The organism is Virgibacillus ihumii (assembly GCF_902726655.1).
Taxonomy (GTDB): Bacteria; Bacillota; Bacilli; order Bacillales; family Amphibacillaceae; genus Lentibacillus; species Lentibacillus ihumii.
Genome location: NZ_CACVAN010000001.1, coordinates 3,442,656 through 3,463,135 on the forward strand (window position 1 = coordinate 3,442,656; position 20,480 = coordinate 3,463,135).

The following is a 20,480-nucleotide window of genomic DNA, read 5'->3' on the forward strand; positions in this document are numbered from 1 at the left end:
CAAATGCTGATTTACACAAACGTGCGAACTTGTTTAATAATAATGGACTGATGTGAAGGAAGTGGAAAAATGTTTGACAAAATAGATGAAGCAGTAAAGGCTTTAAAAGCAGGGAAACCGATAATCGTTGTCGATGATGAAAACAGGGAGAATGAAGGTGATCTGGTCGCGCTTGCTGAACAGGCGACACCGGAAGTTATTAATTTCATGATAACGTACGGAAAAGGGCTTGTTTGCACACCGATTACAGAAAGACTGGCGAAAAAAATAAACCTGCCAATGATGACAAGCAGGAGTAGTGATCCATTTGGAACGGCATTTACCGTCAGTATTGATCATAAGGATACCAAAACCGGAATCAGTGCAGCGGAGCGGTCTCAGACGATAAAAGCATTGTTGGATCCGGCAGTGAGAGAAAGTGATTTCAAGCAGCCCGGACACGTATTTCCGCTGGTCGCCAAAGATGGCGGTGTGCTTACACGGTCTGGACATACAGAAGCTTCGGTTGATTTGGCTATGTTGAGTGGGGCTTTTCCCGCCGGTGTTATTTGCGAAATTATAAAAGAAGACGGTACGATGGCCCGTGTTCCTGACTTAAAAGAGATGGCTGATGAATTTGATTTAAAATTCATTACGATTGCTGATTTGGCGGCATATCGCAAACAACATGAGGTCCATGTCAGCCGGGTGGTTGAAACCTCATTGCCAACAGAATTTGGAACGTTTAAAGTGTATGGGTATACGAATGATCTTGATGACAAAGAACATATCGCCCTTGTTAAAGGGGAAATCAATTCTGAGGATGCTGTTCTGACACGGGTGCATTCGGAATGTCTGACTGGCGATATATTTGGTTCCTTCCGTTGTGATTGCGGACCACAGTTGCACGCGGCACTACAGAAAATCAATGAAGCAGGTTCAGGTGTGCTAGTATACATGCGTCAGGAAGGCCGCGGCATCGGCTTGCTGAATAAACTTCGTGCCTATCAGCTGCAGGATGCGGGAATGGATACAGTTGAAGCGAATGAACAGCTTGGATTTGCCCCTGACTTGCGGGAATACAATTTGAGTGCACAAATTTTATCGGATTTGGGCGTTACGAGGGTGGATCTTTTGACCAACAACCCGGAAAAAGTCAGCGGGCTCTCATCATACGGAATTGAAATCGGGTCACGCATCCCTATCCAAACCGGTACACGAAAAGAAAACGAAAAATATATGCATACAAAATTTGATAAAATGGGGCACATGCTAAACTTTCACCAATGAAAAGGAGATGGCAGAAATGGGAAAAACGTTTGAGGGAAATCTGGTAGGAACGGATTTGAAGATAGGTGTTGTTGTTGCGAGGTTTAATGATTTTATAACGAACAGGTTACTCGATGGTGCAACTGGCACACTAAAGCGGCATGGTGTAAAAGAGGAAAATATTGATGTTGCCTGGGTACCTGGAGCATTTGAAATTCCGCTGATTGCTCAGAAAATGGCAAACAGCGGCAACTATGATGCGGTTATTACCCTTGGCACGGTAATTCGCGGCTCAACACCGCATTTTGATTATGTCTGTAATGAGGCAGCAAAAGGTGTATCTAATGCATCAATGCAATCGGGCAAGCCGGTAATTTTCGGCATCATTACGACCGAAACGATTGAGCAGGCAATTGAACGTGCCGGAACAAAGGCTGGTAATAAAGGCGCTGATGCAGCGGTTGCAGCAATTGAAACCGCAAATCTTTCTAAACAGATTGAATCGTAAAGTGATTAGGGAGAAATAGTTTACTAAACTGCTTCCAGTATTTTTTCCGGTGAATTTTATTTACTATATATGAGTTCACCGAGGGCCTATATATATGTGTGGTGCAATGACATAACATGCTGCGCAGCATAAAAAGCGGTTTTCACCCTGTAATCGTATCGAAAAGAAAAAAGGTGGCATCTTTTAAAAATTGATGCCACCTTTTTGGCGTTCCGAACGATTTATATAAATGAATAAAAAGGTATTTATACGGCGGAAATCTCCCAACGTACGGCGGTCATCCCAATTCAATGCCGGTTTTATGAAAATAGCACCAGCACTAAGTTAGTAAACATGATTGATTGACTTCGGGGATCTCTGTTTGTTGTGATGGAAAATAAGCTTATATTGCGATAAACTTGTAGACAGAGAGGCACAGGAAAGAGCTGGAGGCGATCGTTATGAAGTTTTTCGGTTATCAGATTCTCGCCATCGGGGTAATCTGGGGAGGAATGACAATTTTCTTTTCAGAAATGGATCAAATCAGCAAATATATTTACTATGGTGTAACGTCATGGTTATTATTTCTGATTGTTATTTATGTGAAACAATATATCAGACAGCGGAACGGAAGGGAATAGTATGCTCACAATAGAGAATTTATATAAATCTTATGGGGAAAAGATATTGTTCAAGGATGTAACCTGCACCATCAAAAAGCAGGATCGAATTGGTCTGATTGGTGTGAATGGAACCGGGAAATCCTCATTTTTAAGAGTGATTGACGGGATTGATTCGGCCGAAAGCGGTACAATTAATCATTCTAAAGATTATCGCATTGAATATTTGGCACAGGATCCGGAACTTGATTCCGATTTGACCGTCATTGAACAGATCTACTATGGTGACGCAACGATTATGAAGGTCATGCGCAATTATGAACAGGCATTGCAGCGGCTTCAGGATGAGTCCAACAATGAGCAGGCACAGAAACATTTGATGAATATGCAGCAGCAAATGGACCAGCACGAGGCATGGGAGGCAAATTCTGCAGCTAAAACCATTTTGACAAAGCTTGGCATTACCGATTTCAATAAAAAAGTAACCGAACTTTCCGGTGGCCAGAAGAAACGCGTAGCCATTGCCAAAGCGCTTATTCAGCCTGCCGATTTGCTTATTCTTGATGAGCCGACAAACCATCTGGACAATGAGACAGTGGAATGGCTGGAGAATTTTCTCTCTTCATTTCAGGGGGCATTACTGCTTGTAACACACGACAGGTATTTCCTGAATCGGGTAACCAATCATATTTTTGAATTGGATAAAGGCAATTTTTATATGTATGAAGGTAATTATGAGTTGTTTTTGGAGAAGAAAGCAGAACGTGAAGCATTGGAAGTGAGGAATGAACAGAAACATCAGAATACGCTGAAACGGGAACTGGCCTGGCTGAAAAGAGGTGCAAGGGCGCGCTCGACCAAACAGAAAGCGCATGTCGAACGGGTTCATGAACTTCAGGAAAAGAAATTCGATACAAAAAAAGAGAATGTAGCGTTTCAGGCAGGCTCTGCCCGTCTTGGTAAAAAAGTGATGGAGCTGCAAGGCGTTGAAAAAAACTTCATGGGTAAAACGCTGATAAATGATTTTGATTTTCTTATTGTTCCAGGCGATCGATTGGGAATTATTGGGCCAAACGGTTCCGGTAAAACGACTTTGCTGAATATGATGGCCGGCCGAATCGAGCCGGACCAGGGTGAAATTGAAATCGGTGAAACGGTAAAAATCGGTTATTACACACAAGGTGAGGAAGAACTGGACCACGATTCGATGGTTATCGATTACATTAAGGAAGTTGCCGAGGTCATCCATACGAAAAATGGTGAAACAATTACTGCCGAACAAATGCTGGAACGGTTTTTATTTCCGCGTCCTGAACAGCGGACATATATTGGAAGGCTGTCAGGCGGTGAAAAGCGGCGTCTTTATTTGTTAAAGGTGCTGATGAACGAGCCGAACGTGCTGCTTCTGGATGAACCGACCAATGATCTGGATACACAAACATTGAGTGTGCTGGAGGAATACCTTGATGAGTTTCCAGGGGTTGTTATTACCGTATCACACGACAGGTACTTTTTGGATCGGGTTATTGATCATATGCTGGTGTTTCAGGAAACGGATCAAGTCGGACACTTTTATGGGAATTACAGCGAATATCTCAAACAGGAAATAAAGCAGGACACCGCGAAGAAAACGGCTACGGTTAAAGAAAAGCAGAAGAAGCCGGCACAGCGCAAAAAAATGTCGTATCAGGATAAAAAGGAATGGGAAACGATTGAAGATGACATTACGGCGCTGGAAACGAAGATTGAAACAGTGCAGGAAAAGATTGCACAGGCCGGAAGTGATGTCGAGAAGGTCCAGGATTACTATACAGAACAGGAACAGCTGGAAGAGAAATTGGAGCAGAAAATGGAACGCTGGGAAGAGCTATCGGAACTAGCTGAAAACTTAGCGGAAAAATAGAAAACGTCCTGAACGGGCTTATGGCCGTTCAGGACGTTTATTTGCCGATTAATTCGTTAGTCCCTTAATCTCAATTGTTTCCACAATTCCGGTTCCATTGTTGCGGATGATGGCTTCGAATGTTACGTTGTCGCCGGATTGCAGGAACAGTGCCAGTGGTTCTTTTCCAGCATTGATAGTATAAATGGTCTTGTCATTTTTAAGAATGAATTGAATTACCTGGCCGGTTTTTTGTGTGGAAGTTACGAGTACACGGTTAACTTCTCCTTTTACTGTTTCCAGGTTTGATTCGCCACTGGATTCAACGTTACTTGGATTCTGGACAAGCTGCAGACGGTACGCTTCCAGTGCTTCTCTAGCAGTGTCTCCGAATACGACAAAGTCAGCATCGCCCGCTTTAATATAGGCATATTTTTTAAATAAACCATTTGGATCAAGTACGTTAACGACCCATGTCGGGTTGCCATCAATGTTGTATAATACCGGCATCGAGCCTTTCCAATTCTTCTCAGGGAACTCCTTGTTTACAATCTCTTTTGCCCCTTTGCTATCCATAATGCCGTTATTTTCTTTGCCATTATAATAGGTTAATTCCCCGGTACGGGCATTGATCATCGTATACCCCAGTGCGGAATCGATGTTTTCTTTTGGTGATGCCATATCGGTAAAGTAGTACATATCACCGTTTTCATCAAATATAGGTGTAACACTGCTTTCGGTTCCGGACTCGTTCGGAATTTTAACATCTTCCTTGCCGAACAGGGAATTCAGCCAGCCATGGACATACTTCCCGAAATACTCATTTTCGGCGGAAGCCATTTCTGAACTGACGGATCCATTAATGAATTCCGGGGCATTCTCGGTTTTATATTTTTTGACTTCTCCTGAAACCGGATCGACTACGGCTGCATATAGATCGCTCATATCAGGTTTATTAGTCAATCCAATCGGCTGATACAACGTTTGAACATACCACGGTTTTCCGTTTTCATCCACTTCGATTTGCGGATCACCGCTTTGGATATAGTTTGGATACGCATTGTAAATGGTACGCTGCACATTATGATTAAAATAACTGGAACTCGTATATTTCATTTTGCTTTTAACAAACTCAGGTTGTGCATTGATGTTTGTCGCGGAAATGGTGAAATACCCTTCTGTTTCTCCGCCGCTCAGGTACTTCCAGAAGCTTGTGAATTCAACCGGGGCAACAAAAATTACCTCATCATTCACTTTCTGCACCTGCAATTTACCAAGGTCATAAAATTGTGTGTTCGGTACGACACTCATCGATTTTTGCATTTTATTGCGGGCAAATTCCGGTGAGACAACGATTGGCGTTGCGTCCTTATCCAATGGTTCTGCCTCTTCCACGTCTTCTTTGGCGATTGAATCATATGTGTTATCCAATGTTAAAATGCCAAGCACAAATATTCCGGGAACCGCTATAACTGCCAGGATAATCAGAAATCCGGCAGACGCTTCATACGTACCGCGGAGTTTCTTTTGAAATTTGGTTGCGGTCATGCCAAACAGTAAGAATGTACCTATCGCAGCAATGATAATATTCGCGATGACCATATTCGGAATGGTAATCGGCAGCAAAATAATGTAATTGATGATTCCTCCGATAATAAAAAGGGCAATAAAAATAAGCCCGGCCATTTTTGCAGCCCGTCCTTTTGCCGTTTTACTTTTGGCAATAATAATGCCTGCAAATATGGCATACAAAATAAAGGATAGGATAGTTGTCGTTAAGATTCCTGTCATGATTTCAGCTCCTAAGATATGATATGTTACATGTATATATACGTAAAATATCCAATTTGGTTTCAGGAACGGGAGAGGTATTTTTGAAAAGAATTTACAGCGATATTGTAAAGTTCAGGGGTTCACATTATGATTTCGGTTATATGCAGGGCGAATTGTTAAAAGATTCCCTGACAATAAAAAACCGTAAAAAACAGTGGAAGATCAGAAAACCGCGGTTTACAATAGATCAAAATGAAGCAAAGGATGCGATTACCAGCGTGGCCCCGGGTGTCTGGAATGAGCTGGAAGGAATAGGGGATGCGCTTGAATGGGGTATGGATGCGGTGCTTCAGGACTTCGGCGGTTATCGTCTGGATTACGTGCGGAGCGGGTGTTCCATCTTAACAGGTAATGATTACATGATCCGGAATTATGACTATCATCCGAAAACATACGAAGGCAGATTCACCTTTTTTCAGCCATCCGATCAGGGTTATGCCATTATCGGGCCATCTCAGCGAATAACCGGACGAATGGATGGTATGAATGAAAAAGGGCTTGTGTTGGGATATAACTTTATGCACCGGAAAAAGCCCGGTGACGGATTTATTTGCAATATGATTGGAAGACTTGTTCTGGAAACATGCGCGGATGTAGGAGAGGCCATCTCGCTGTTAAAAGAAATTCCCCACCGTCATTCATTCAGTTACATTTTGTTGGACAGAACTGAGGAAACATATGTGGTCGAAGCTACGCCACGCGGAGTTATGGTGCGGCAATCAAACGTCTGTACAAATCATTTTGAGCTGATGAAGGATGAAAACCGTCACCATCTCGCCGATTCACATAAACGGATGGATGCTATGGAAGAACAGCGGTATATGGCAACTGATGCACATCAAGCGTTTCGGCTGTTAAACGATACAGATAAGGGAATTTTTTCCGATCAGTATAAAAACTGGTCAGGTACGATTCATACTTCTGCCTACTTTCCAAAACAACTGAAGGCTTGGTTTGCCCTTGGAGGAGATCGCGAGCCTGTGATTTTTGATTTTGCAGCCTGGCTCCGTGGTGAAAAGATTCATACAAAACAAGTAATAGGAGATGTTGATACTGACCTGCGCTTTGTCCATATGGATGAGAATGTCCGCTAGTACTTTCGTGTTAAAATTATGCTGCTCAAATCATTTTTTATTCTAAGGTAAAACTGTCATATCAACCCCGTCATAAGTTATAAAATAGTAGTGTCGGGTTGTTTCAGGAAGGTGGCAGTAGAATGATTGGTTTTGAATTTTCTGCGGAGGCTATTTTTTCACTGGTAAATATAATTGCGATTGACGTTGTATTATCCGGTGATAATGCGGTTGTAATTGCAATGGCAACGAAAGCCCTTCCAAAACATCAGCGGAATAAGGCAATTTTAATAGGGACCGGTGGAGCTGTTCTGTTACGAATATTATTTGCCATTCTCATTGTATTTTTATTGCAGGCTCCATTGGTTCACTTAATTGGCGGCATTCTGCTTATTGGAATCGCGGTTAACTTGCTGATGGAAGATGAAGAGGAAACAGAAATTAAGTCATCCGGAACGATTATAAAAGCAGTTGGAACGATTATTATGGCTGATGCGATTATGAGTTTGGATAACGTTGTGGCAATTGCCGGGGCAGCAAATGGGCACCTCGGCATGATTGCAATCGGGGTTGCAGTCAGTATACCAATTATGATTTTTGGTTCCAAACTGATCGTTCGGATGATGGACAGGTATGCCTGGATTGCTTATGTTGGTGCGGGCATCCTCGCCTGGACAGCAGGCGGTATGATAATGGAGGATCAGGTCGTGATGGATTGGTTTAACCTGGATCATGGGTTTCTGACATATATGTGGACAGCAATAATCACGGGCACAGTGCTCTTGATAGGTTTTTTGGCAGATAAGAAAGTATAAAAACTTTCTAAACTGCATAGGTAATTAAGGTTGTCACCTTGACAACCAAGTTTTCTAACATAACAGGACCGTTCAGTAGTACGATTCAGGAAAATTTTTTAATTTTACGCTGTTTCATGTTTAAAGTCCGTGATAATATGGAAAAATAAGAATGATATAATATATACCGTGATTTGGGAGGAAGCTGATTATGAAGCTGTTTCAAGTAAGAAAAGGTCAATTTGTTTTTTATAAAAATGAACTTCACAAAGTATATTCCGTAAAGCCAATGTTCAGACAGTCCGTTCACTTATACCGTATGAAAGATATGAAGCAGGTTTTGACGAAGGCAAGTGAAATTACGTTCTACCGTCCAAATCATAATGACTCATTTCTCTTTTACGGTAAACGATATACCATCGACAAAGATTCCAAACCTAAGCCAGGTGATTACATTTTAATCATTAAACCAACTCCGGATTTTCTTGACCATTATTCATTGAATGATATCGAAAAAGTCGACAGTGTCGAGGACGGTAATGTTGTTACCACAAGAGATAATGGAGTCAAACACAGTGAGTATGTTGTAATGGCTCAGGGCAAGGCTGAAGGCAGCAACGATATTGCATATCATGATAAAAGCGTGGTGACTGACGAACAAAGATTGCGCGATGAATCACCACAAAATATGGATGATAATGATGAACTGAAGCCGCTTGTCGGAGATATTTATCTGGATCTGCAAAACAAAACGAAAGCAATGATTATTGCGATGACAAAAGACGAAGCAATATTTGGACATGGTGTTCGTGTGCATGTCAGTGATTTAATGGATGAATCAAAGTTTTCAGTTGTTTACCGCGTAGCAGACGATCTGTAATACAGGAAAAGCACCAGGATTGCCTGGTGCTTTTATTATGGTTTTATTTGATAGCGAATTTGTTTTTTAAATCATTTTTTGTTCCAATTTACATTAGCCATCCAGCATTCCGGCTGCTTTATAACCAAGAATATTAACCGGGTCTTTTGGTGAAGAGTAGGGCGGTGCATATGCAAGTTCAAGTTGAGACAGGTCTGCTACGGTCATCTTTCCTTTCATGGCTGTGGAAATAATGGCAATTCGCTTATCGACACCGCTTTCGCCGACACATTGAGCGCCGTATATTGTTCCATCTTTTTCATCAAATAGAACTTTGATTTTTATTTTATCTGCACCAGGGTAGTAGCCGGCATGTGATAATGCTTCGTGGGAAGCTTCTTTGAACGGAATCTCCAGACGTTCCAGTGCTGTACGATTCAATCCCGTTGCCGCAACGTCCAGATCAAACACTTTAAAAATCGCTGATCCCAATGTCCCGTTATATGGAACCTCACCACCCTGCAGATGATTCGCAATAATATATGCCTGCCGGTGAGCCGGCCAGGCAAGTGCTACGTGGCGCGGAGTTTTTGTCAGAAAATCTTCTGTTTCCACGACGTCGCCGAGAGCATATATGTCCGGGTCATTGGTTTGCATGAAATCATTGACCTTCAACGCACCGGTTTTACCTGTTTCCAGTCCCGCAGCAGTAGCAATAGTGGTAATTGGTTTAACGCCTGTTGCCATGATGGTCATGTCGGCCTGCAATGTTTTGCCACTGTTCAGGTGTAAGGTGGAGCCGTTATTTGCGAATGACGCAACACCATCTTCCAAAATGACGTGGACACCTTTTTCTTCCAGGTGGTCATGGATGGTAGAAGCAATATCATCATCGACCAATTTCATAACCTGTTTTGAACGATCGATAATGGTACAATCAATGCCAAGATTGATCAGATTTTCAACCATTTCCATCCCGATAAATCCCGCGCCGACTATAGCACAGGTTTGCGTTTGGTGTTCGTCGATATAATGTTGGATTTCATCCATATCCGGAATGGTTCTTAATGTGAATGTTCTGTTGGGGTTCATACCTGCCACATTAGGTGTGACCGCTGCAGCGCCAGGTGAATAAATAAGTTTATCGTATGATTCCTCATGCTTCCCTGATGGATCTTCATAAGTAATTTTTTTATCATCTCTATTAATTGCTAATACCTCTGAATTTGTTCGGACGTCAGCACCAAACTTATCGATAAATTTCTCCGTGCTGACCAGCAGTTTATCCCGTTTTTCGATTACGCCGCCAATATAATACGGCATCCCGCAATTGGAAAAGCCTATGTGGCTCCCTTTATCGAATAGGATGATTTCTGCATGTTTATCCATTCGTCTGATTTGTGATGTTACGGTGGATCCGCCGCCAACACCACCAACGATTACAATTTTACCGGACATTATCAATCCCTCCATAATCATTATTTCCCTCAAAACATTATTCTTAACCAAAAAAAAAGATGCCCTGAAACAGGCATCTTTTATAAAACTCCCATCGAACCCAAAAATACAATAATAATCGTTATCGGCACAAGCCAGCGCATAATCTGAAACCAGACTTGATACATGTACGGTGATAGATTGTTGCTATAGGAAAATTCCTGTTTCATTAGTGTTTTATCCATGCGGATTCCGATAAATAAGGCAATCAGCAGACAGCCCCCGGGCAGTAAAATATTGCTGACCAGAAAATCACTTGCATCAAATACAGTCAGGTTAAAAATCGTAATATTTTTCATTGTGCTTGATGAGAGTGCAGCTGGAATTCCAGCGATAAATACAACAATTCCGGCAATCAAGGCGACTTTTGACCTTGAGCGGTTCTTGTTGACAGTGAATGCTGATGTGATAATTTCCAGCATACTGAATGATGATGTTAAAATAGCAAATAAAAACAGTAATAAAAACAAACTCAGGAATACTTCACCAAATGGCATTTGCGCAAAAGCTTCCGGTAAAACCATGAACAACAGTCCGGGACCCTCAGTCGGTTCAAGTCCGAAAGAGAAGACGACCGGGAAAATTGCCAGTCCGGCCAGCAGTGAGACAAAAATATTCATGAGTGATACGGAACCGGCAGCAAACGGCAAACTGACATCTTTTCCAAGGTAGGAACTGTAGGTAACCATTACCGAAAATCCGACCGCCAGTGAAAAGAAAGATTGTCCTAATGCATAGAGAACGCTTTCGCCGGTTATTTTGGAAAAGTCAGGCTGTAAAAAGAACTCCAATCCTGCTGACGCTCCTTCAAACGTAACAGAGCGGATGACGAGAATGATAAAAAAGATAAACAGGAGCGGCATCATTACTTTGCTTGCTTTTTCGATTCCATTTTTGATTCCAAATGAAACGACGATAATATTAATAATCAGAAACAGTCCAAGGCCTGCAATCGTCCACAGCGGGTTGGCTGTAATCGATCCGAATAACTGTTCATAATCAGTACCGCTTTTTATAACAAGACCGGGGATTGATAAAAGACAATATAAAAGTACCCAGCCGCCAACAACACTGTAAAATGACAAAAGGACGAATGAACCAAAAACGCCCCAGCCTCCGATGATGGACCAGCCGCTTTTCGGAGCCAGCTTCTTATAAGCAGATATTGCTTCACGCTGGGCACCCCGGCCGATGACAAATTCAGCAACTAACAGCGGGAGGCCGATAACGATTGTAAATGCGATAAACAGCAGGAAAAACGCGCCGCCGCCATTCATGCCGGTCATGTATGGGAACTTCCAAATTGCCCCGAGGCCGATTGCGGCACCTGCAGATGATAAAATAAATCCAATTCGTGATGACCATTGATCTTTGTTTGAATCCATTGTTCGCCTCCATCACTAAAAAATATTATTCATAAGTATAACATTACTTAGTGGATTCGCAATAAGATTTTTAAATCTTTGACCGCAAATCCCATAATTCAGGGAAAAAGTAATGATCCAGCACACTTTTTAAATAACCAACCCCGGATGATCCGCCGGTTCCCTTTTTATGTCCGATAATCCGTTCGACCGTTTTCATGTGCCGGAAGCGCCATTGCTGAAACCAATCCTCAATATCAACCAGTTTTTCGGCCAGTTCGTACAACTCCCAGTTTACGGATACATTTTTGTATACTTCCATCCAAGCCTTTTCAACAGATTCATCTTTCTCATAGGTTTTGGAAACATCCCTGTTCAGCACTTCCGGATTAATATCAAATCCGTTCCGTGCCAGTGCTTCAATTGCAACGTCATAAAGCCCGGGTTTATGATAGGCATCTTCCAAAACAGCGTGAATTTCAGGGTTCTTCTTATAAATTTTCAGAATGTGCGGTGTCTTATAGCCAAGTACAAATTCCACCAGACGGTACTGATAGGACTGAAAGCCGGAAGCATTGCCGAGTTTATCACGGAATTCCATGTATTCAGCCGGTGTCAGCGTTGATAAAACATCCCACGCCTGAATGATTTGTCCCTGCGTTTTGGAAACACGGGAAAGCATTTTAAAAGAAGTGCGCAAATCATCTTTCTGAATCGCCTCAATTGCTCCCTGTGTTTCGTGGATAATCAATTTCAACCATAATTCACTGACATGGTGAATAATGATGAACAGCATCTCATCGTGGTGATCGGAAAGACGCTTCTGGCTGGATAACAGCTGATCAAGCTGCAGATAATCACCGTACGTCATTTTTTTTAGAAAATCAGTGTGAATGTCCTGTTCATTTTCGAAACGTTTGTCTGTCATCGTTTCTGCTCCCTTCCAGTGGTTTTAACACAGCACGAACCGGGCTGCCATCAGCGCCATGGAGCGCGAGCGGCAAGGCGATCAACTCATAAGTGCCTGGCTGTACATGATCGAGCATCAGGTTTTCTAGTATATAAATCCCATTGGCATGCAGTGCATGGTGTGTTGCCAATTCTTTGCTGTCCGGAGCATCGACTGACGGCATATCAACACCAAGCAATTTTACCCCTTTGTTGTTCAGGAATTCAGAAATGCCGGGATCCAGTTCCGGGATTTTTTCCGGAAAATGTTTCGGGTTATTTGGCAGGGAAGTGTGCAGCAGGACACGGTTTACCCCTTCCCAATCATAAGCTGCCAACACATCAGCGGTAATGTTGTCGGTATGGCTGACGTCGATGACTTTAGCACGGCCAATATACAAGTCGGGGGAGAGCTGCTCGATGGTCTCCCCTTCAGAATCATAATGAAAAGGAGCATCGACATGTGTGCCGGTGTGCAGGCTGGCCATCATTTGACCGACATTCGCCGGCCCGCCGTCTTGTTTGGCGAAGGACAATGAATAATTGTATGGGGTATCACCCGGAAAATGCGCCATATCATTTGTTAACGGCTGTGAAATATCAATCCACTGTGAATGTTTCATTATGCGATAACGCCCCTTTTGTTTTCGTATTTTTTATAGCGTTCTTCTTTCAGAATCGTTTTTAGAATATCCACTGTTGTCCATACCTCTTCAAACGTATTGTACAAGGCAACTGGGGCAAGGCGGATGCCGTTTGGTGTACGAAAATCAGGAACAACGCCATCGGCTTTCAGTGCCTTACAGATCCTGGCGGCTTCGGGATGCACTAGAAAAACATGTCCGCCACGTTCGGTATCTTCGGTTGGATTGGCAATTTTCAGGTCGTAATCCGTCAATTCCGCTTCAACCAGCTCCATTAAATACTGGGTAAGCTGGAGCGATTTTTTACGAATCTGTTCGATGCTCGCCTCCTGAAACATTTCGAGCGAACCAAGTAACGGTGCAGCGCTTAGCAGATGTGGCGTTCCAATCTGATAAGCCCCGGCATCTGCTGCTGGTGTGAGTGTGTGTTCCATGTCAAACTGTTTTTCTTTGGACGAGCTGAACCAGCCTGCAAGCCCGGGCTCATTGCCGAAATGTCTCTTATTTACATATAACCCGGCGACACTTCCTGGACCGGCATTTAAATGTTTATACGTGCACCAGAAGGCAAAATCCACTCCCCAGTCGGACATATGATGCGGAACGGAGCCAATCGAGTGACACAAATCAAATCCGATTAAAATTCCACGTTTGTGTGCTTCATTAGTCAGGGTTTTCATATCAAGAATCTGACCACTCCGGTACAGTACACCTGGCAATACAATTAATGCAATATCATCAGACATCTGATCAATAATTTCCTGTGTTGTAAAAGTATTTCCATCACTGCTTTTTACTTGAACCAGGTGTTTATCGGGATTCAGGCCTTTCAGCTTGAGCTGGCTTTTTAAAGCGTAAATATCGGATGGAAAATTTAGTTCATCGGCAATAATTTTTGTCTTATTGTTTTTTGGATTGAAAAAGCTGGCAGTAAGCTGATGCAGGTTTGTTGTTGTTGAACCGGTTATGACAACTTCCTCAGCTTTTGCGCCGATTAATGGTGCGGTCAAAGCCCCCAGTTTTTCGGATAAGTAATACCACGGTTCCTCTCCTTCAGTCCACCCGTTAATCGCATATTCTTTCCATGACTGCATCGCATTATCGACTGCTTGTTCAGCACGTCTGGACATAAGTCCCAGCGAGTTGCCGTCAAAGTAAATGGTGTTATTTGGAATGTAAAATTCATTGCGAAATTTTTTCAGGACGTCCTGTTGATCCAGATATCTGGCATAGGATTTTTCAGTATTCAAAACGATCCACCTCATCAAAAAGTATTATAAAACTATCTTCATCATAACAATGATGGTGTGGAGATTGTAGTATAAATTAAACGTGAAGTGGGTCACTGAGCTTATCAGTCAGTTTTGTACTTTTGTCGGTCACTTATAGGAATTTATCAGTAACTTTTCTGCTTTTATCAGTATTTCCAGACCAGTTCATTTTTCGATTGTATAAATTTAATCAGTTTATTTTAAACAATTGCAAATTTCTTGCGGTTGATTTATACTAAAATCAGATATTTGAAATGGCATTTCAATAAATGAAACAGGTGGGTGAATGATGGCTTTTGTTTCTGACAAAGTGAAAAATCTGCCGCCGTATTTGTTTTCGGAGTTTCAACGAAGAAAAAAGAAACTCGAAGCGGAGGGGATGGATGTTATCGATTTGGGTATAGGCGCCCCGGATTTACCAGCTCCACAGTTCGTTGTTGAAAAGTTGGCCGATGAAGCACAAATACCGGAAAATCACCGGTACTCAACCTATAGTGGATGTCAGGAATTCAGGGAAGCAGTGGCCGCATTCTATAAGAAACAGTACAATGTGGATCTGGATCCGGACACAGAAGTATTGGCCGTTATCGGCTCCAAGGAAGGGATAGCCAATCTCATGCATGCGGTGATTGACCCGGGAGATACAGTGCTTGTACCTGATCCTGGTTATCCGGTTTATCGGACAGCTGTTCATTTGGCAGGAGGGAAGAATGTTTCCCTGCCGCTCGATCGCACAAATGGTTATGTCCCATTATTTGAGCAGGTTGATCTGTCATCTGTGCAAAAAGCAAAAGCAATGTTCTTAAATTATCCCGCTAATCCGACTGCAGCAACGGTTGATTTCGACACATTTTTGAAAGCGGTTACTTTTGCTAAAAAAAACAACATGCTGCTTGTGCATGATGCTGCATATGACATGGTTACCTTTAATGGCTATCAATCACCGAGTGTTCTGCAGGTGCCGAATGCCAAAGAAACAGCAGTTGAGTTTGGATCATTGTCCAAAAGTTTTTCCATGACCGGCTGGCGAATCGGCTATATGGTTGGTAACAAGGAGGTTGTCCAGGCGCTGTCTGCCTTGAAGAGCAACATTGATACGAGTCAGTTTCTCCCTGTCCAAAAGGCAGCCGCTGCAGCGTTAAAAAGTGACTTTAAAGCACCTGCAGCAAACAACAAAATTTATCAGAAACGTATGGAAAAATTGCATGATGCCCTGCATGAAATTGGATTACGGGCGAATCGGCCGAACGGAACGATTTTTATTTGGGCAGAAATTCCGGACGGTTACACTTCAATGGGTTTTTCCGCGAAGTTATTAAATGAAGCTGGTGTCATTGTGACACCAGGCAACGCATTCGGATCACTTGGTGAAGGTTATGTTCGAATATCACTATCGGTCGGGGAGGACAGATTGGATGAAGTGATACGCAGAATAAAAGAGCTTGATTTAAAGGAGGTGACGAATGGATGAATACGTCTCCGGTTACTGGCAAAACCGAAACGATATCTGCTGCGCAGGCAATTGTAGAATGTCTGAAAATAGAAGGGATCTCCAATGTGTTTTGTGTACCCGGTGAAAGTTATCTGCCGGTATTGGATGCGCTGTATGATGAAGACACCATTCGGGTTATATCAGCAAGACATGAAAGTGGTGCAGCGTTTATGGCGGAAGGCTATGCCAAGTCATCCTTAAAACCCGGGGTTGTGCTGGCCACACGGGGTGTCGGTGCTGCCAATCTATCAATCGGTGTGCACACAGCTTACCAGGACTCGACTCCAATGGTTGTATTTTTGGGGCAGGTACATAGCAAGTTCAGGGGAAGGGAAGGTTTTCAGGAAGTGGACCTGGACCGTTTTTTTGGACACATCGCCAAATGGACGGTTGAGGTGAAAGACCCCGAACGCATGCCTGAACTTGTTCAACGTGCACTTAGGATTGCACAGTCAGGCAGGCCTGGTCCTGTTGTAGTGTCACTGCCGGAGGATGTGCTGCCTGCAAAAGCTGAAATGCATTTTGGGCCTGCTCTGATGAAGCCGAAGCCAAAGCCTTCGTTACAGGAAATGAACAATGTGGAAGCAATTCTTTCAACAGCCGATAAGCCACTGATTATTGCAGGGGGCGGTGTAAAAAGTTCACAGGCGGAGCAAGCTCTCATCGCGTTTGCCGAAAAGTTTTCCATTCCGGTCATGGCTGCTTTCCGCAGACATGATTGTTTCCCGAATGATCATCCGTTATATGCCGGTCATCTCGGTCTAGGAACCAATCAGAAATTGCTGCAAACGGTACGCGAAGCAGATGTGGTATTGGCATTGGGAACACGGTTGTCGGAGGTTACAACACAGGATTATAAAATCATCACTCCGGATAAAAAATTGATCCATGTTGATATTGATCATGACTCGATTGGAAAAGTTTATGCCCCTAATGTCGGGATTGTTGCTGATTTACAGGAGACATTGCAAGTATTGTCCGAAATGGAAGTACAATGTCCATGGCTCAGCTGGGCGGGGGAACGCCGGGATGATTATGAGGATGTCAGCCGTCTGGATCTTTCGCATAATGACGTGATTAACAAGCATATTGTAGCAATGGTCGCAAAGAGATTGCCTGATCATGCCCTGTTGACCAATGATGCCGGAAATTTTGCGGGATGGCTGCACGCCTTTTATCGGTTTAACAAGAAACATACGTATGTTGGTCCGACTTCTGGGGCAATGGGATACGGGATGCCCGCAGCACTTGGCGCGAAACTTGCCTTCCCGGATAAACCAGTCGTTTCATTTTCGGGTGATGGCGGATTTATGATGACATTTCAGGAGCTGGAAACAGCCGTCAGGTGCAACATCCCGATCATTAGTCTGGTCTTTAATAATCAGATGTATGGAACAATTCGGATGCACCAGGAAATGCATTATCCGGAAAAAGTGATTGGTACCGATTTAGGCAATGTTTCTTTTAAGGATATGGCGGAAAGTGTTGGTGCAGATGGTTATCAGGTAAGTACTGCCGAAGCGTTTGAGCAGGCATTAGATCAAGCGCTTGAAAATAAGAAACCATGCGTAATTGAAATTTTAACAGCTAAAGAACAGATTTCCGTATCATCGACTATTACGCAAATTCGCGACAGAGCGAAAGGAAAATAATAATTTATAGGAGGAATTCATTATGACAGAAGCACTGCTTACAACAGAGAAACTGAAAAATTATATCAATGGCGATTGGGTGGACGGAAAGGATCACACAGCTGTAGTCAATCCGGCAAACGGGAAAACAATTGTCGACGTACCACTATCAGATGCGGAAGACGTGGATAAGGCGGTTCAGACTGCCAAAAAAGCACAAAAGGAATGGGCGCTTGTTCCCGCTCCACAGCGCGCTGAGGTGCTGTTTAAGGTCGGCCAGATAATGAAGGAACGGAAAGAGAGACTTTCTCAACTACTGACAATGGAAAACGGAAAAGTGCTTGAAGAAGCACGTGGTGAAGTGCAGGAAGGTATTGATATGGCATTTTATATGGCTGGTGAGGGCCGCCGTTTATTTGGTCACACAACCCCGGCAGAACTGCCAAATAAATTTTCCATGAGCCAGCGTGCACCAGTTGGCGTTGTCGGGATTATCACACCGTGGAACTTCCCAATCGCGATAGCTACGTGGAAGTCATTCCCGGCAATTGTTGCAGGTAATGCGGTTATCTGGAAACCAGCAACCGAAACACCAATCATGGCCTATGAACTGGCGCAGATTCTTGAAGAAGCCGGACTGCCAAAAGGTGTCCTGAATGTGGTGTTTGGTAAGGGATCAGCAGTCGGTGATGCGATGGTGCATCATGATGATATCCGGGTCATCTCATTTACCGGGTCCAATGAAACCGGCCGTAATATTGCCGGTGAATGCGGTAAACAACTGAAAAAGGTATCCCTTGAGATGGGCGGTAAAAATGCAATCACGGTCATGGATGATGCCGACCTGGATCTGGCTGTTGAAGGCATTCTCTGGAGCGCCTATGGTACAAGTGGGCAACGTTGTACCGCAGCCAGCAGGGTGATTGTCCATGAAGATGTGAAAGAACGGCTAGAAGAGCGACTGCTCGCGGAAATTGAAAAACTGACCATTGGCGACGGACTGGATGAGTCAAACAAAGTCGGTCCAATTATCAATAAGGCCGGTCTGGAAAAGATTGAAAAATATATTCAAGTTGGTAAGGAAGAGAGCGCAAAATTGGTTGCCGGCGGTTATGTGCTCGATGGCGCCAAGTATGCTGACGGACATTATTTCGCACCGACCCTGTTTACGGATTGTACAGCGGATATGCGCATTTCCCAGGAAGAAATCTTTGGTCCGGTTATTTCGTTAATTCCGGTGAAAAGTTTTGAAGAAGCAATCGAAGTGAACAATGGTGTTTCATTCGGTCTGTCAAGCTCAATTTTTACAACAGATGCCAACCGTGTGTTTAAGGCGCAACGCGATCTGGACACCGGAATTGTATATGTAAACGCAGGAACAACCGGTGCTGAAATCCACCTGCCATTTGGCGGAACGAAAGGGACCGGCAATGGCCACCGAGACTCAGGGGTGCAGGCACTCGATGTATTCACTGAATGGAAAGCTGTCTATATCGATTACAGCGGCAAACTGCAGCGCGCTCAGATTGATGTTGAATAAGAAGGAAAGCGCAGACGCCCGTTCAGTGTGATGCCCGTGCAAAAAAGATTCTGCCAACAGAAAGCGAGCAATTATAGAAGGTAGCGTAATTTTTTTGAAGGAGTGGTTGATTGATGAAAATAGGTGTATTGGGATCCGGATTAATGGGAAAAGAAGCAGCTCGTGATCTGACAGCGAGTGAAGGAGTAACAGCAGTTGGTTTGGCCGATATCGATCTGCAAGTAGCACAACAGGTATGTGATCAATTGAATTCTCCTAAATTGACAGCCTATAAAGTTAACGCCAAGGATGAACAGGATCTGGCAAACTATATGCGTCAGTTTGATGTTATTATAAATGCATTATTCTATTCATTTAATGAAGTTGTTGCCAAAACAGCTATTAAAGTGGGTGTAAACTCAGTTGATTTGGGAGGCCATATCGGCCATATGACCGACCGCGTTCTCGAATTGAAGGAGGAAGCTGCTGAAGCAGGGGTAACGCTTATTCCTGACTTGGGTGTTGCGCCCGGAATGATTAATATTCTGTCCGGTCATGGTGCCGGCAAACTTGATATACTGGAAGAAATTAAGTTATATGTCGGGGGCATCCCGGTACGTCCTGAGCCTCCTTTTGAATATAATCATGTTTTTTCCATGGAAGGGGTATTTGATCATTATACAGACCCGGCCCTTATTATTCGTGATGGAATCAAACAGGAAATTACATCACTGTCTGAAGTGGAGCGCGTGCATTTTGAAAAATTCGGACCGCTCGAAGCTTTTCACACATCAGGAGGAACATCAACACTATCCATCTCGTATCCGCAGTTAAAAACGCTGGAATATAAAACAATCCGGTATCCGGGTCATGCGGAAAAGTTTAAGTTGCTTGTCGATCTGAATTTAACCCGAATGGATTATGAAGTGGATGTAAACGGGCAAAAAGTCAACCCGAGAGAAGTGCTTTTAAAAGTACTTGATCCGATTGTCGATTTGAAAGATAAAGACGATGCCGTGCTGCTGCGGATAAAAGTAAGCGGGGAGAAAGACGGCAAACCGAAAACGTATGTTTATGAAATGACAACGTATAAAGACAGGGGAAACAATGTTACTGCCATGGCACGGGCAACCGCAAATACTATTTCGGCAGTCGCTCAGATGATTGGAAATGGTACCATTACAAAACGTGGTGTTTTCCCGCCGGAGCAATGTGTCCCTGGAAAGCCTTACATGAAGGAAATGGAAAAACGCGGGGTCATTATTCATGAATCAGACTTATCAGCTGAAAAAGATAAAGTTAGCATCTAATTGATGGA

The 20,480-nt window shown here is 43.4% G+C and carries 17 protein-coding genes; 11 read left to right on the plus strand and 6 right to left on the minus strand.

The genetic code is table 11. The annotated features are described in order from the left end of the window. Positions 1–69: 69 nt before the first annotated feature. The 4 genes from HUX68_RS16960 (at position 70) to HUX68_RS16975 (ending at position 4,258) form a co-directional block, all read left to right on the plus strand. Positions 70–1,269 (plus strand): bifunctional 3,4-dihydroxy-2-butanone-4-phosphate synthase/GTP cyclohydrolase II, encoded by a 1,200-nt coding sequence (locus tag HUX68_RS16960; protein WP_174615905.1) that lies wholly within the window; start codon positions 70–72, stop codon positions 1,267–1,269. Between the two features lie 16 nt (positions 1,270–1,285). Continuing rightward, positions 1,286–1,756: a 6,7-dimethyl-8-ribityllumazine synthase gene (gene ribH / locus HUX68_RS16965; protein ID WP_174615906.1), complete on the plus strand. Its 471-nt coding sequence runs from the start codon at positions 1,286–1,288 to the stop codon at positions 1,754–1,756. Positions 1,757–2,196: 440 nt separating this feature from the next. Continuing rightward, positions 2,197–2,376 carry a hypothetical protein gene (locus tag HUX68_RS16970; protein WP_174615907.1) on the plus strand — a complete coding sequence of 60 codons (180 nt, stop codon included), beginning with the start codon at positions 2,197–2,199 and terminating at the stop codon, positions 2,374–2,376. Between the two features lies 1 nt (position 2,377). Then, positions 2,378–4,258 carry an ABC-F family ATP-binding cassette domain-containing protein gene (locus HUX68_RS16975; RefSeq protein ID WP_174615908.1) on the plus strand — a complete coding sequence of 627 codons (1,881 nt, stop codon included), beginning with the start codon at positions 2,378–2,380 and terminating at the stop codon, positions 4,256–4,258. Between the two features lie 48 nt (positions 4,259–4,306). Here HUX68_RS16975 and HUX68_RS16980 read toward each other — a convergent pair whose 3' ends face one another. After that, entirely contained in the window at positions 4,307–6,028 is a 1,722-nt protein-coding gene (locus tag HUX68_RS16980) for a DNA-binding protein (RefSeq protein ID WP_174615909.1), read from the minus strand. Between the two features lie 83 nt (positions 6,029–6,111). Between HUX68_RS16980 and HUX68_RS16985 the strand changes: the two genes are divergently transcribed. The 3 genes from HUX68_RS16985 to HUX68_RS16995 all read left to right on the plus strand — a co-directional run bounded on the left by HUX68_RS16985 (position 6,112) and on the right by HUX68_RS16995 (position 8,817). Further along, the gene (locus HUX68_RS16985) at positions 6,112–7,164 is read left to right on the plus strand and encodes a C45 family autoproteolytic acyltransferase/hydrolase (RefSeq protein WP_174615910.1); all 1,053 of its coding nucleotides are present in this window, start codon (positions 6,112–6,114) and stop codon (positions 7,162–7,164) included. 122 nt (positions 7,165–7,286) lie between these two features. Further along, on the plus strand, positions 7,287–7,958 hold the full coding sequence (locus HUX68_RS16990) for a TerC family protein (RefSeq protein WP_174615911.1): 672 nt from the start codon (positions 7,287–7,289) through the stop codon (positions 7,956–7,958). 190 nt (positions 7,959–8,148) lie between these two features. Then, positions 8,149–8,817: a hypothetical protein gene (locus HUX68_RS16995; protein ID WP_174615912.1), complete on the plus strand. Its 669-nt coding sequence runs from the start codon at positions 8,149–8,151 to the stop codon at positions 8,815–8,817. A 93-nt stretch (positions 8,818–8,910) separates the two neighbouring features. Here the strand turns inward: HUX68_RS16995 and HUX68_RS17000 are convergent, their stop codons facing one another. The 5 genes from HUX68_RS17000 to kynU all read right to left on the minus strand — a co-directional run bounded on the left by HUX68_RS17000 (position 8,911) and on the right by kynU (position 14,514). Then, positions 8,911–10,254, minus strand: coding sequence for a CoA-disulfide reductase (locus tag HUX68_RS17000; protein WP_174615913.1), 1,344 nt, complete (start codon positions 10,252–10,254; stop codon positions 8,911–8,913). 80 nt (positions 10,255–10,334) lie between these two features. Further along, positions 10,335–11,678 (minus strand): sodium-dependent transporter, encoded by a 1,344-nt coding sequence (locus HUX68_RS17005; RefSeq protein ID WP_174615914.1) that lies wholly within the window; start codon positions 11,676–11,678, stop codon positions 10,335–10,337. A 70-nt stretch (positions 11,679–11,748) separates the two neighbouring features. After that, the gene (gene kynA, locus HUX68_RS17010; protein WP_174615915.1) at positions 11,749–12,585 is read right to left on the minus strand and encodes a tryptophan 2,3-dioxygenase; all 837 of its coding nucleotides are present in this window, start codon (positions 12,583–12,585) and stop codon (positions 11,749–11,751) included. Further along, complete coding sequence (kynB, locus tag HUX68_RS17015; protein ID WP_174615916.1) at positions 12,560–13,228, minus strand: arylformamidase; 669 nt, start codon at positions 13,226–13,228, stop codon at positions 12,560–12,562. The genes kynA and kynB overlap by 26 nt, the downstream gene beginning before the upstream one ends. After that, a complete protein-coding gene (gene kynU, locus HUX68_RS17020) occupies positions 13,228–14,514 on the minus strand; it encodes a kynureninase (RefSeq protein WP_174615917.1) in 1,287 nt (428 codons plus the stop codon). Before kynU ends, kynB begins: the two co-directional genes overlap by 1 nt. 295 nt (positions 14,515–14,809) lie before the next feature. On the opposite strand from kynU, the gene HUX68_RS17025 reads away from it, so the two are divergent. The 4 genes from HUX68_RS17025 (at position 14,810) to HUX68_RS17040 (ending at position 20,472) form a co-directional block, all read left to right on the plus strand. Continuing rightward, on the plus strand, positions 14,810–15,991 hold the full coding sequence (locus HUX68_RS17025; protein WP_174615918.1) for an aminotransferase class I/II-fold pyridoxal phosphate-dependent enzyme: 1,182 nt from the start codon (positions 14,810–14,812) through the stop codon (positions 15,989–15,991). Next, the gene (locus tag HUX68_RS17030) at positions 15,988–17,664 is read left to right on the plus strand and encodes a thiamine pyrophosphate-binding protein (RefSeq protein WP_174615919.1); all 1,677 of its coding nucleotides are present in this window, start codon (positions 15,988–15,990) and stop codon (positions 17,662–17,664) included. The genes HUX68_RS17025 and HUX68_RS17030 overlap by 4 nt, the downstream gene beginning before the upstream one ends. A 22-nt stretch (positions 17,665–17,686) precedes the next feature. Then, a complete protein-coding gene (locus HUX68_RS17035; RefSeq protein WP_174615920.1) occupies positions 17,687–19,183 on the plus strand; it encodes an aldehyde dehydrogenase family protein in 1,497 nt (498 codons plus the stop codon). A gap of 113 nt (positions 19,184–19,296) precedes the next feature. Then, positions 19,297–20,472 carry a saccharopine dehydrogenase family protein gene (locus tag HUX68_RS17040; RefSeq protein WP_174615921.1) on the plus strand — a complete coding sequence of 392 codons (1,176 nt, stop codon included), beginning with the start codon at positions 19,297–19,299 and terminating at the stop codon, positions 20,470–20,472. Positions 20,473–20,480 lie beyond the last annotated feature (8 nt).